The sequence below is a fragment of the Aureimonas fodinaquatilis genome (assembly GCF_008369445.1).
GTDB classification, from domain to species: domain Bacteria; phylum Pseudomonadota; class Alphaproteobacteria; order Rhizobiales; family Rhizobiaceae; genus Aureimonas; species Aureimonas fodinaquatilis.
Genome location: NZ_VTWH01000001.1, coordinates 940127 through 952003, shown reverse-complemented (window position 1 = coordinate 952003; position 11877 = coordinate 940127). Strand labels below are relative to the sequence as shown.

13 protein-coding genes and 1 other RNA gene are annotated in these 11877 nt (G+C 58.9%); 6 read left to right on the top strand and 8 right to left on the bottom strand.

Annotated elements, in window-relative coordinates; all coding sequences use genetic code 11:
* Nucleotides 1-42 precede the first annotated feature (42 nt).
* On the bottom strand, nucleotides 43-1212 hold the full coding sequence (locus FPY71_RS04440) for a DNA recombination protein RmuC (RefSeq protein WP_149297980.1): 1170 nt from the start codon (nucleotides 1210-1212) through the stop codon (nucleotides 43-45).
* A 110-nt stretch (nucleotides 1213-1322) separates the two neighbouring features.
* Here FPY71_RS04440 and def point away from each other — a divergent pair, with 110 nt between their 5' ends.
* The 3 genes from def to truA are packed head-to-tail and all read left to right on the top strand — an operon-like array spanning nucleotide 1323 to nucleotide 3540.
* Nucleotides 1323-1838, top strand: coding sequence for a peptide deformylase (gene def / locus FPY71_RS04435; protein WP_149297978.1), 516 nt, complete (start codon nucleotides 1323-1325; stop codon nucleotides 1836-1838).
* A gap of 5 nt (nucleotides 1839-1843) precedes the next feature.
* Nucleotides 1844-2785, top strand: a complete 942-nt coding sequence (gene fmt, locus FPY71_RS04430) for a methionyl-tRNA formyltransferase (protein WP_149297976.1) — start codon at nucleotides 1844-1846, stop codon at nucleotides 2783-2785.
* Nucleotides 2785-3540 (top strand): tRNA pseudouridine(38-40) synthase TruA, encoded by a 756-nt coding sequence (gene truA / locus FPY71_RS04425; RefSeq protein WP_149297974.1) that lies wholly within the window; start codon nucleotides 2785-2787, stop codon nucleotides 3538-3540. Before fmt ends, truA begins: the two co-directional genes overlap by 1 nt.
* A gap of 7 nt (nucleotides 3541-3547) precedes the next feature.
* On the opposite strand, the gene FPY71_RS04420 is transcribed toward truA, so the two are convergent.
* Together FPY71_RS04420 and dapE are read right to left on the bottom strand one after the other, a co-directional pair.
* Nucleotides 3548-4174, bottom strand: a complete 627-nt coding sequence (locus FPY71_RS04420; RefSeq protein ID WP_149297972.1) for a hypothetical protein — start codon at nucleotides 4172-4174, stop codon at nucleotides 3548-3550.
* Nucleotides 4134-5315, bottom strand: a complete 1182-nt coding sequence (gene dapE, locus FPY71_RS04415; RefSeq protein ID WP_149298693.1) for a succinyl-diaminopimelate desuccinylase — start codon at nucleotides 5313-5315, stop codon at nucleotides 4134-4136. The genes FPY71_RS04420 and dapE overlap by 41 nt, the downstream gene beginning before the upstream one ends.
* Nucleotides 5316-5495: 180 nt before the next feature.
* Here dapE and FPY71_RS04410 point away from each other — a divergent pair, with 180 nt between their 5' ends.
* A complete protein-coding gene (locus FPY71_RS04410; RefSeq protein WP_188052199.1) occupies nucleotides 5496-6470 on the top strand; it encodes a lytic transglycosylase domain-containing protein in 975 nt (324 codons plus the stop codon).
* Nucleotides 6471-6475: 5 nt separating this feature from the next.
* Here the strand turns inward: FPY71_RS04410 and recR are convergent, their stop codons facing one another.
* The 4 genes from recR to ffs form a co-directional block, all read right to left on the bottom strand.
* A complete protein-coding gene (gene recR / locus FPY71_RS04405) occupies nucleotides 6476-7081 on the bottom strand; it encodes a recombination mediator RecR (RefSeq protein ID WP_149297970.1) in 606 nt (201 codons plus the stop codon).
* 16 nt (nucleotides 7082-7097) lie between these two features.
* Nucleotides 7098-7421 (bottom strand): YbaB/EbfC family nucleoid-associated protein, encoded by a 324-nt coding sequence (locus tag FPY71_RS04400; RefSeq protein ID WP_149297968.1) that lies wholly within the window; start codon nucleotides 7419-7421, stop codon nucleotides 7098-7100.
* Nucleotides 7422-7424: 3 nt separating this feature from the next.
* Nucleotides 7425-9365, bottom strand: a complete 1941-nt coding sequence (locus tag FPY71_RS04395; RefSeq protein WP_149297966.1) for a DNA polymerase III subunit gamma/tau — start codon at nucleotides 9363-9365, stop codon at nucleotides 7425-7427.
* Nucleotides 9366-9525: 160 nt separating this feature from the next.
* Nucleotides 9526-9623: signal recognition particle sRNA small type (ffs, locus tag FPY71_RS04390), an RNA gene on the bottom strand.
* A gap of 78 nt (nucleotides 9624-9701) precedes the next feature.
* On the opposite strand from ffs, the gene FPY71_RS04385 reads away from it, so the two are divergent.
* Both FPY71_RS04385 and nudC read left to right on the top strand, forming a co-directional pair.
* Complete coding sequence (locus FPY71_RS04385) at nucleotides 9702-10118, top strand: HIT domain-containing protein (protein ID WP_149297964.1); 417 nt, start codon at nucleotides 9702-9704, stop codon at nucleotides 10116-10118.
* A complete protein-coding gene (nudC, locus tag FPY71_RS04380; RefSeq protein WP_149297962.1) occupies nucleotides 10115-11020 on the top strand; it encodes an NAD(+) diphosphatase in 906 nt (301 codons plus the stop codon). The genes FPY71_RS04385 and nudC overlap by 4 nt, the downstream gene beginning before the upstream one ends.
* On the opposite strand, the gene FPY71_RS18420 is transcribed toward nudC, so the two are convergent.
* Nucleotides 11017-11874, bottom strand: a complete 858-nt coding sequence (locus FPY71_RS18420) for a prephenate dehydratase (protein ID WP_246160163.1) — start codon at nucleotides 11872-11874, stop codon at nucleotides 11017-11019. The genes nudC and FPY71_RS18420 overlap by 4 nt on opposite strands.
* Between the last annotated feature and the right edge of the window lie 3 nt (nucleotides 11875-11877).

Genomic DNA, 11877 nt, shown 5'->3' with positions numbered 1-11877 from the left:
GATCTGCAAACTCAATGTTAACTACACCCACATTCGGACGGATTACTCGCCGTCGACAACCCGCAATTCCGGGCCGTTGCGACCGGGCATCGGTGCGCTTTCCGGCGTGTCCAGATCCACTGCAGCAATGCGTTCTCCGCGCTTCAACAACTTGCCGGTGGATGTCAGAATAAGGTCGATATCGCGCCCGGTCTGGCCGAAGTGCGTTTTCAATGCCTGCACCCTCTGGTCCAGCCGCTGCAGATCTTGAGAGAGCAAGCCCACCTCGTGCTGAATGCGCCCTGCTTCCTGCCGCATCAGATGGTCTTTCAGCAGTGCCTGCACCACCTGCACGGAAAGCAGCAGAAGTGAGGGCGACACGATCACCACCCGCGCCCGGTGTGCCTTCTGCACAATGTCATCAAAGTGTTCGTACAACTCGGCAAACACCGCCTCGGATGGCACAAACAGAAATGCCGTGTCCTGTGTTTCCCCGGATATCAGATATTTTTCCGACACCGCTCGTATGTGCACATCCATGTCGCGGCGAAATCTCTGCCCCGCCGCCTGCCGCGCCTCCGGCTCTTCCGCCGCGCGCAGAGCGCTGAACCCTTCCAGCGGGAATTTGGCGTCAATAGCCAGAGCGGGCGCACCATTGGGCATATGTATCAGGCAATCCGGCCGCTTGCCGTTCGACAAAGTGGCCTGAAATGAATAGCTGCCGGAAGGAAGCGCATCTGCGATGATGGCTTCCATTCGCCCTTGCCCGAAGGCCCCGCGGGCCTGTTTGTTGGCAAGAATGTCCTGGAGCCGAACCACTTCGCCAGCCAGATTGCGGATTTCTCCCTGCGCCCGGTCAATGACGGCCAGCCGTTCCGCAAGTTTTGAAAGGCTTTCCTGCGTTTTGCCGCTGCTTTCGGCAATGGACTGGTTAACCCTAACGCCCACGCCATCCAGCCGCTCTGCAACCAGCCGCGCCAGATCCGCCTGCCTGCCGCCCAGTATTTCGCCCATTGTCTGCATGCGGCCCGTCAATTCGGCTTGCGATTGCAAAATCGCCTCGAATCTGAGGGCAGCATCCTCAGCATCCGCTCTTTCCCGCCGCAGCCTCAAAACCGCAAAAACCAGCAGGCAGCCCATGGCCGCGCTGCCCAGCACGCCAAGGCTGATGCCCTGCCCGGCCAAATTGAACAAAGGCGTTTGCCAAAGGTTGATCAAGGATTCGACTGTCATGCTTCAAGCCTTAGCAGAAGCTGCCGATCAAACAAGATCAAATCGTGAACAAACTACAGAGCCGACGGTGCGATATTGACCGGCGACGCGGGAGCGAATAGGGGAAGGAAATGACCGTAAAGCCTCTGATTATCCTGCCCGACCCGCTTCTGCGTGTGCAATCCAAACCGGTGGAGCGCATCGACGATGAACTGCGCCGTTTTTCCGATGATATGCTGGAAACCATGTATGACGCACCAGGCATCGGGCTTGCGGCTATTCAGGTTGGCGTTCCCCTGCGCATGCTGGTGATTGATCTGGCCAAGGATGAGGAGCCGAAAGCGCCCACAACCTTCATCAATCCGGAGATTGTGCAGTTTTCCGACGAGGCGTCGGTTTACGAGGAAGGGTGCCTTTCCATTCCCGAATATTTTGCCGAGGTAGAGCGCCCTGCCAGTCTGACGGTGCGCTATCAGGACCTTGACGGCAAAACGCAGGAAGTGACCACAGACGGCCTGCTGGCAACCTGCCTGCAGCATGAAATAGACCATTTGAACGGCATTCTGTTCATAGACCACATTTCGCGGCTCAAGCGGGACATGGTGATCAGGAAATTCACCAAGGCGGCGCGCCGCGGAGCGGAATAGCCGCCATGGCACTGAACGTCATTTTCATGGGCACACCGGACTTTTCCGTGCCAACGTTGCGGGCGCTTCACGCCGCCGGGCACACCCTGGTTGCAGTTTACACACAGCCACCCCGCCCGGCCGGACGTGGAATGGCGGCCCGCCCCTCGCCTGTTGAGGCTGAAGCGCGTCGCCTGGGCGTTGAGGTGCGCAGCCCCTTGTCGCTGAAGGGCGAAGAGGAACAGCAACAGTTTGCCGCGCTGAATGCCGATATTGCCATTGTTGTGGCTTATGGCTTGTTGCTGCCGCAACCTGTGCTGGATGCGCCGCGCCATGGTGCCCTGAACGGCCATGCCTCGCTGTTGCCGCGCTGGCGCGGTGCTGCGCCGATTCAGCGAGCGGTGGAAGCTGGCGATGCCACCACCGGCATGATGATCATGCGCATGGAAGCCGGGCTGGACACCGGACCTGTGGCCCTGACGCGGGAAGTGGCAATTGGTCGAACAGAAACGTCGGGCGAATTGCACGATCGGCTTGCCGTTGAGGGTGCGGCGATGATGGTGGAGGCGCTGGCCCGGTTGGAGGCTGGTGAACTGACATTTGAAGATCAGTCAAGCATTGCTGCCCGAACGGGCCGAGAGCCGATCTATGCCCGCAAGATTTTGAAGAACGAGGCGCATCTGGACTTCACTGCATCTGCCAAGGCAGTTGCCGCCAAAATTAACGGCTTTTCACCGTTTCCCGGTGCCTTTGCGCTGACGCAGAATGGCGAGCGGACTAAACTTCTTCGGGCGCTTGAAGAGCCGGGCGCAGGCAATGCAGGCGTTGCGCTGGACGATAAGTTGCTGATCGGCTGTGGTGAGGGTGCCGTGCGTCTGCTGACGCTGCAGAAACAGGGAGGCAAACCATTGGATGCTGCCGAATTTCTGCGTGGGCAAAAAATTCCAGCCGGTACCAGGTTTGTCTGATGCCGCGTTTTCGTCTGACCATAGAATATAATGGCCGCGACTATGTTGGCTGGCAGCGCCAGATCAACGGCATTTCTGTTCAGGAAATCATCGAGGATGCGCTGGAAACATTCTGTGGCGAACGGGTGACCTTGTTCGGCGCGGGCCGCACGGACGCCGGAGTGCATGCCACAGGACAGGTTGCCCATGTGGATCTGGCGCGCAACTGGCCGGTCAACACCGTGCGTGATGCGCTGAATGCCTATCTGCGGGAAGAAGGCGGCGCTACGATTTTGCGGGCTGAGCAGGTACCGGACACGTTTGATGCCCGCTTCTCGGCTCGCAAGCGCCACTATCTGTATCGGATATTGAACCGACGTCCACCGCCAACGATCCTGAAAGGCCAGGTCTGGTGGGTCTGGAAACCGCTGGATGTCGAGGCGATGGACAAGGCCGCCAAGCTGCTGCTTGGCACACATGACTTCACCACCTTTCGTTCCACCCACTGCCAGGCAAAAAACCCGGTGCGCACCATGGAACGGCTGGATGTTGTGCGTGGCTGGGGCGACGAAGTGCACATTCACGCTTCTGCACAATCCTTCCTGCACAACCAGATCCGTTCACTGGCGGGGTCGCTCAAGCTGGTGGGCGAGCATCGGTGGAGCGAAGATGATTTGATGCGCGCGCTGGAAGCGCGGGACCGCAAGCACTGCGGGCCGGTTGCGCCGCCGGATGGCCTGTATCTGGAGCGTGTGGATTACGACGAGATAGACTGAGCCAGACCTAGAGAAGCTGAACTCCGGTCAGATCGGTTACAGCGGCATAAGTCAGCAGCGAGATCACCACCAGGAGCACCGTGATGCCCGTGGCAACGAGGTAATCCACCCCGGTCGAGAACACAATAACGCGCGCGGTCAGGAACAAGGTCGCAAGGCTGATCAGCAGAACCAGAACAGAAAGCCGGTCGCTGCCACCCGTCAACAGCATCAACAACCACAATGGCACCAGTGCCCATGATATCAATGCCCCGGCCCAGTTCAGTGTTATGATCATCTGGCCGATTTTTTTGCCGAACCCGATGGACGGTGCGGCCATTATGCCAAGGAGCAGTGGCAAAATCCATGCGACCACATCGGCCAGGGCATGGGCCGCATAGGCAAACACACCACCCGCCGGTCCTGACTTTTCTACCAGTTCGTAGACGATCCATGACAGAGCCATGGGCGGCAGGGCCACGATGATGGCGCTGAAAGAGGCCCAAAATCCATCGGCTGTCAGGTTAAACCGGCCAAGGCCCTCTTTGCGGCCAGCCATAAGCAGAACCACGCCGGAGAAATAGCGAATGATCTCCGGCAGACTGGGTACAAAATCAGGCGTGTGTGGCGAACCAGCCGGTGATGAAGGTTTCATAGATAGCTGTCAGTGTTTCCAGATCGGACAAAGCAACATACTCATTGGCCATATGCATGGTCTGTCCGACAAGCCCGAATTCTACAACCGGACAGTAATTTTTGATAAATCGTGCATCAGAGGTGCCGCCAGAGGTGGAAAGCTGCGGATGACGGCCCGTCACCTGCTCAATTGCCCCCGCCAATGATTGCACCAGCGACTCATCCCGGGTCAAAAACACCTCCCCGGCCCGTTCCCGCCACTCCAGATTCTGCGCAATATCGCCTGATATTGACGATGACGCCAGTGCCTCTGAAACGCGGCGCTGTACCTCGCCTTTCAGGCTGGCGACGTTCCAGACATCGTTGAAGCGGATGTTGAATGCCAGCTTCACCCGTGCGGGAATAACGTTGACCGCCGGGTTTCCGGTGTCAATGCCGGTCACTTCCAGATTGCTGGGCTGAAAATCCGGCGTGCCATTGTCCAACGGCTCTTGCTGCAGAGCCTGCAACACAGCGGCAACGGCGCGCAGCGGATTGCTGGCCAGATGCGGGTAAGCCACATGGCCCAGACGCCCGGTCAGTGTCAGCACGCCGGACAGCGATCCACGCCGCCCGATCTTCATCATATCGCCCAGTGCATCCGGATTGGTCGGCTCTCCCACCAGACACGCATCATATTGCTGCCCCTGCGCAAGGGCATAGGCCAGCAGCTTTTCCGTTCCGTTGACAGAAGGACCCTCCTCATCACCGGTTATCAGCAGTGAAATCTGCCCCTGTGGCAAGGCGTTGCGCTGATGCAACCGCGCGACTGCGGCAACGAAGCAGGCAATGCCGCCCTTCATGTCCACGGCGCCACGCCCGAACAGGCGGCCATTTTCCACCACCGCGGCAAAAGGGGGGTGGCGCCAGTCCTGCAAATCTCCCGGCGGCACAACATCCGTATGCCCGGCGAAAGCCAGATGCGGCCCCGCCGAGCCATAGCGTGCCAACAGGTTTTCAACATCCGGCGTGCCGTCTTCGGAAAAAATCGGCCGTTCAACTTCGAAACTCAAAGTTGCAAGCTGCTGCTCCAGAACCGTCAGCGAACCCGCTTCCTGCGGGGTCACGGAAGGGCATGCAATCAGCGCCGCAAGGTTGGCAACAGGGTCAGTTGGATAGATGCTCATGCACGTCCAATAAACGGCGTTTCAGCGGCTCGCAACGGCAATGTTTCTGCGTGTTTTTGCCTTTGACGGTCAGTTTTGCTACGTGGAGCCACATTTATTTGCTTTTTCGCCATTTTTTGGCCCGTTTCTCACCGGAAAGCGATGCATGAGGGAAACAGTGCGGGGACAGTTTGCATGAGCCAGTTTCAGGGAAGCCTCATCGCCTCGCGCGCTCAATCCCGTTTGCGCCTGAGGGCCGTTGCCCTGACTGCGGTTTTGTTTCCACTGGTTTTAAGCGGTTGCGTTGCCAGCCAGGGCGGCTTGCTCGGCGTGGCAGAAATCGGCGCGGACAGCGCCGACGCACAAACAGAAGTTGCTTCGCTGGAAGAGAATGCAAAGGCCAAGGGCAAAACGGCCCAGTCAGGCAGCATTTCGGGCAGCCGTGAAATCGACCAGATGATTGCCCGCGCTGCGGACGCCAACAACATTCCGCGCGAACTGGCTTACGCCGTTGTGCATGTTGAAAGCCGCTACAATCCGGATGCAAAGGGACGAGGCGTTTACGGCCTGTCACAGATCAAACCGGCAACAGCACGCAGCATGGGTTTCAGTGGCCCGGATTCAGCGTTGTTCGACCCGGAAACCAATTTGCGCTACGGCATGAAATATCTGGCCGGAGCCTGGGAGCAAGGCGGGCAGGACATCTGCAATGCGTCCATGAAATACAAGGGCGGCCACCGCGCCACCACAATGACTCAGTCAGCGCGAACCTATTGCTCCAATGTCAAACGGCATATGGCCGCGATTAACAGCGGCACGGTGAACAGCGGAAAATCCTCACGCGTGGCAAAGGCGGCCGCACCTGCAAAGCCTGAGGTTCAGGAAACACGCGTTGCCGCCGTGGCCAAGCCTGTACTTGCTGCGCAAACGACAACCACAAATGCCCTTGCACCAGCCAGCAAAACCATTGCCCCGGCAGCAAAGGCCATCGTTGTTGCAACCTCTGTGCCGATGCCTGAACACCGGCCTGGCACACACCCTGTTGCTGCGGCTGCACCGCAAGGCGCAAACCCATCACACGGAATTGCCACGGCAGCATCTGCCGCCATGCAGAGCTTCAGCCATGTGCCGATTCCGCAATCGGCCAACAGTTTCAACATCCGCAACTAGGCTGGCTAAAATACCGTCCGTGACCGCATGGCCGCCGACAATGTGCCTTCGTCCAGATAGTCCAGTTCGCCGCCCACGGGCACGCCATGGGCCAGACGCGTAATTTTGACGGAAAAGCCCTCAAGCTGATCTGTCATGTAATGGGCCGTGGTCTGCCCCTCTACCGTGGCGTTGACCGCAATAATGACCTCTGCCACGTCGCCTTGCGACACACGCGCCACCAGCTGGTCAATCGTCAGGTCATCCGGCCCCACGCCCTCCAGCGGCGACAGAACGCCGCCCAGCACATGGTAGGCCGCGTTAAGCGCCTTGGCGCGCTCCAGCGCCCAAAGATCTGACACATCTTCCACCACAACGACAATGGAATGATCCCGTGCGGTGTCGACACAGATTGTGCAGGGGTTGCGCGTGTCGATATTGCCGCAGCACGAACACTCCACCACCTTTTCGACAGCTTCTGCCATGGCACTTGCCAGCGGCGTCAGCAACTGGTCGCGACGTTTGACCAGATGCAAGGCTGCGCGCCGGGCAGAGCGCGGACCAAGCCCTGGAAGCTTGGCCAGAAGCTGTATCAGCCTTTCAATTTCCGGCCCGGCTATCGATTTTACCATAAACTGCGTGCCCGCTTTAGAATGGCAGCTTCAGGCCATCCGGCAAATTCATGCCAGCGGTCAGTTCCTGCGTCTTTTCCTGAATGATCTGGCCAAGCTTGCGCCGACCATCGGCATACGCCGCAACAATCAGATCTTCCAGAATTTCCTTTTCATCAGCAACCATCAGCGATGGGTCGATGCTGATGCCAACCAGATCGCCCTGTCCGCGCAAAGACACGGAAACAAGACCACCACCAGCCTGACCGCTTGCCTCTGCCAATTCGATCTCGGCTTGCAGGTTCTGCATTTTTTCCTGCATCGCCTTGGCCTGCTTCATAATTCCCATCAGGTCTTTCACGGCTCAATCCTCTTCATCTTCGCTGTCCGGGTCTGTGTAGACCGGCAGGTCGTCATCATTGCTGATATTGTCAAGCGACCCCGTCTCGTCAAACGCGTCACCCATATCAATGTCTTTGGCCTCTGCCTCGTCCACAGGCACATCATCCGGCTCTTTTTCTGCGGCATCATCGCGCAGTCGAACATGCGCTACGCGCGCACCGGGAAATGCCTTCAGCAGAAGCGCCACATCAGGGTCGGCATTGGCTTCGGCAAACAGAGCCTCGCGACGCTTTTCAGCCTTTTCCTCCAGCGTAGGGCTTTCCACCTGCGCTGTTGCCACGGAAACGGTCCAGCGCCTGCCCGTCCATTCAAGAAGCTTGCGATGCAAATCCCCCGCAAGGCTGGGTGGTGCACCATCGGCAAACCCGATCTCAAGGCGCCCTGCCTCGATCTTCACTGGCCGCAAATAGCGGCGTATCCACAAGCGCATGCGGGAATCCCGCATTTTTTCGGCCAGCGCATCCAGATCTTCCAGACTGCCCAACGCCACTTCGGGCAGCGCGTTGGCCTGCGCAGAGGGCGTTGGCTGCACCTCATGCGCAACCAGATGAATGCCCAGAGCACCGCGCCCGCCCAAAGCGCGCGGTGCAGCCATCTGCCCACCACTCGCAGGTGCCTCCGTTCCAACACTGACCGCCGGTGGCGGTGCAGAGGTGCCGGCGGGTGCCCCCGAGGATGCCGGGGTCGTTGGCGTTGCCGGTGGCTGTGGCAGGGCAACATTTCCACCCTGCTGTAAAATTCGCAGCAGATCATCCGGTGATGGCAGCGTGGAAGCATGGGCGATGCGAATCAACGCCATTTCCGCCGCCTGACGCGGAGATGCCGCCATGCGGGTTTCCTCCACCGCTTTCAACAACATCTGCCAGACCTGAGACAGGGTTCTGACTGACAGGCTGGATGCAAGCGCCCGGCCGCGTTCTGCCTCATCCGGTGCAAGCGTGCCATCTTCTGCTGATTCCGGCACAAAGCGCAGGGACGTAACAAGATGGGTAAAATCTGCCAGATCGGCCAGCACGACCAGAGGGTCGGCCCCGGCATTGTACTGCGCACGAAGCTCGGTCAGCGAGGCAGTTACCTCGCCCCGCATCAACATTTCAAACAGGTCGATGATGCGGGCCCGGTCTGCCAGCCCCAGCATATCACGCACCGTCTGCAACGAAACCACCCCTGCGCCATGCGCAATGGCCTGATCGGTCAGTGACAGTGCATCACGCACAGAGCCTTCCGAAGCACGGGCCAGGAGCCGCAACGCATCATCATCCGCCTCGACATTTTCGGCATTCAGAATTTTGCGCAAATGCCGGATCATTTCACCCGCTTCCACCCGGCGCAGGTCAAAGCGTTGGCAACGCGACAAAACCGTGATCGGAACCTTGCGGATTTCGGTTGTGGCGAACACGAATTTGACGTGCTCCGGCGGCTCTTCCAGCGTTTTCAGCAGGCCATTGAATGCCTGCGTCGACAGCATATGCACTTCGTCGATGATGTAGACTTTGTAACGGGCTGATACCGGGCGATAGCGCACCTGCGCGATAATTTCGCGGATATCCTCAATGCCGGTGTGCGAGGCAGCGTCCATCTCCACCACATCGACATGCCGGCCTTCCATGATGGCCTGATCATGCAGGCCGGGCTGCTCCAGATGGATGCTTGGGCGGTGGATCGTGTCGGTCTCATAGTTCAGTGCCCGCGCCAGAATGCGGGCGGTGGTGGTTTTGCCCACCCCGCGCACCCCGGTCAGCATCCATGCCTGAGCAATTCTGCCAACCTCAAACGCATTGGTCAGAGTCTGGACCATTGGCTCCTGACCAATCAGGTCCTCAAAGGATTGTGGCCGGTACTTGCGCGCCAGAACGCGGTAGGGAACCAGACCTCCCTGTCCTTTGTCATCCGTTGCCTGCATGGTTTGTGCCTGGCTCCTGTGCCGCATTGGCGGTTGGGCGGCATCGCTGCGACACCATAACTTACGTACTGCCGTTTTAAAGCAAGTGCCGCAAGGGTGTGAAGCCGTTTTGTCCTGCTGGCGCGTATACGGCCCGATTTAACTGAAAGCTGGGGAAAAGGTGGGAGGCTGGCACGATGACCCGCGCCTGAACTCGTTGGGGCTGCTTCCTTCCGGACCTGACCCGGTTGGCGAGTGGTACGTCCACCACCAACCTCCCGAGCGTGTATATCGTCCGCTCTTTGTGTAAATGCAACAGTGGTGATGATGATTCTCACAGGTGGGGGAGTAAGCAGAGTGTCAAAAGCTGCGTTTAAACTGGACAGCCAGCTCGCCGCTGGAACTTTTTTTATCGGCAAGCTGAAGCTTTGCCGGGTTTTTCTGATGAATGATTCCCGCTGGCCATGGCTGATGCTGGTGCCAGAAATTCCCGACATTATCGAACTGACAGACCTGAGCGCAGAGGATCAGGCGATTCTCATCAGGGAAGCAGATTTCACGGCCAGGCTTGTGCAAAAGCAGTTTTCCCCCGACAAAATGAACATTGGTAGCATGGGCAACATTGTTCCGCAGTTTCACCTGCACATTGTCGCCCGGCATAAAAATGATGCGGCATGGCCCGAACCGGTCTGGGGTTTTGCGGGGCGCATACCATACGAACCCGAAGAGGTTGAGCGCCTGCTGTCCATACTGGGCAAAGATCTGGCGTCATGACCGATTCCCCGGCTTTTTGCGGCAATCTCCTGCTGCGCGACAGTGAGAAGAGAACGGATACCAGCCTGACAACAGCGCTGAACAATCCGCTGGCAGGTGTTTATCTGGCTCTCGGGCGCGACTGGCTCTGCAAGGGAGATGAGGCCAACCCGCAGCCCTTGTTCACCGTGACTGAGGCCCGCGCTTTGGGGGCGGAACCGGAGCAAGGTGTACTTCTTGGCTGGACTGCACAGGAAACGGCCCCGCGCATTGCGGCGCGGCTGCCTGAAACCATGCAGGCCCGGCCCGAAAGCCTGTTGCTGGAGCTGCGCAGCGCCGCCATGCGCCATGTGCTGGATGCCGATACCGAGGCACAGCTTGCGCAGGCGCAGCACTTTCTGCACTGGCACAGGCGCAACCGTTTCTGCGGGGTCTGTGGCTCTCACACCCTGTCGGAAAGCGGTGGCTATCGCCGTCGCTGCACCAGCTGCAACGAGCTGTATTTTCCGCGCACCGACCCGGTGGTCATCATGCTGGTCTATTCGGGCGACAAATGCCTTATGGGCCGCCAACCGCATTTCGCCCCCGGCACCTATTCAGCGCTGGCCGGTTTCGTTGAACCGGGTGAAACGCTGGAAGCGGCCGTGCGCCGCGAGGTTATGGAGGAAGCGGGAATTGCCACGGGCAAGGTCAGCTACCACTCATCACAGCCATGGCCTTTTCCCGGCACATTGATGATTGGCTGTCTGGCCGAGGCGCACAGCACCGACATCCGCTTTGACCGCGAGGAGCTGGAAGACTGCCGCTGGTTCACCCGCGACGAAGTTGTCAGCATTCTGGCGCAGAGCCACCCCGAAGGCATTGGCGCGCCGATGCGGCACGCCATCGCCTTCCACCTGCTGCGTCATTTTGCCGAAACCTAGGGGCGATTTCCGGCGGCAGGGTACACGCCCAGAATGGTCAGCCGTTTGGTAAAGAAGCCCAGCTCTTCCAGAGCATGGGCAACGCCCTCATCATCAGGGTGCCCCTCAATGTCGGCATAAAACTGGGTGGCGGTGAATGCGCCGCCCAGTTGGTAGCTTTCCAGTTTGGTCATGTTGATGCCATTGGTGGCAAAACCGCCCATCGCTTTGTAAAGCGCGGCTGGAATGTTGCGCACTTCAAACAGGAATGTTGTCAGCACCTGCGGGCCGTGCGGCGCCCACAGCGCCCGCTCTTCCTTGCCCTTGCGAGACAGGATCACAAAACGGGTGGTGTTGTGCTCGGCATCCTCGACATTTTCCGCCAGTATCTCCAGGCCGTAAAGCTCTGCTGCCAGCCGCGGCGCAAAAGCCGCAACATGGCGCTCCGGCATTTCAGAAACGATTCGCGCCGCGCCCGCCGTGTCGGCTGAAACGACACCACGCCAACCATTGGCCCGCAGAATTCCACGGCACTGGCCCAAAGCGTGAATGTGGCTGTGCACTTCACGAATATCTTCCAGCCGCGTGCCAGGCTTGGCCATCAACTGAAATCGAATCGGCAGGAAAAATTCGGCCACGATGCGCAGATCGGAAATCGGCAGCAGATGGTGAATATCAGCCACTCGTCCGGCAATGGTGTTTTCAATCGGAATCATCGCCAGATCGGCGTCACCCTTGATGACAGCGCTGAACGCTTCCTCGAACGTGTCACATGGCAGAGGTTTCATATGGGGGTACATGCTGCGGCATGCGGTGTCGGAGTTTGCCCCCGGCTCTCCCTGGAATGAAATGCGGTTGGTGCCGCCCGCGGGAATGTA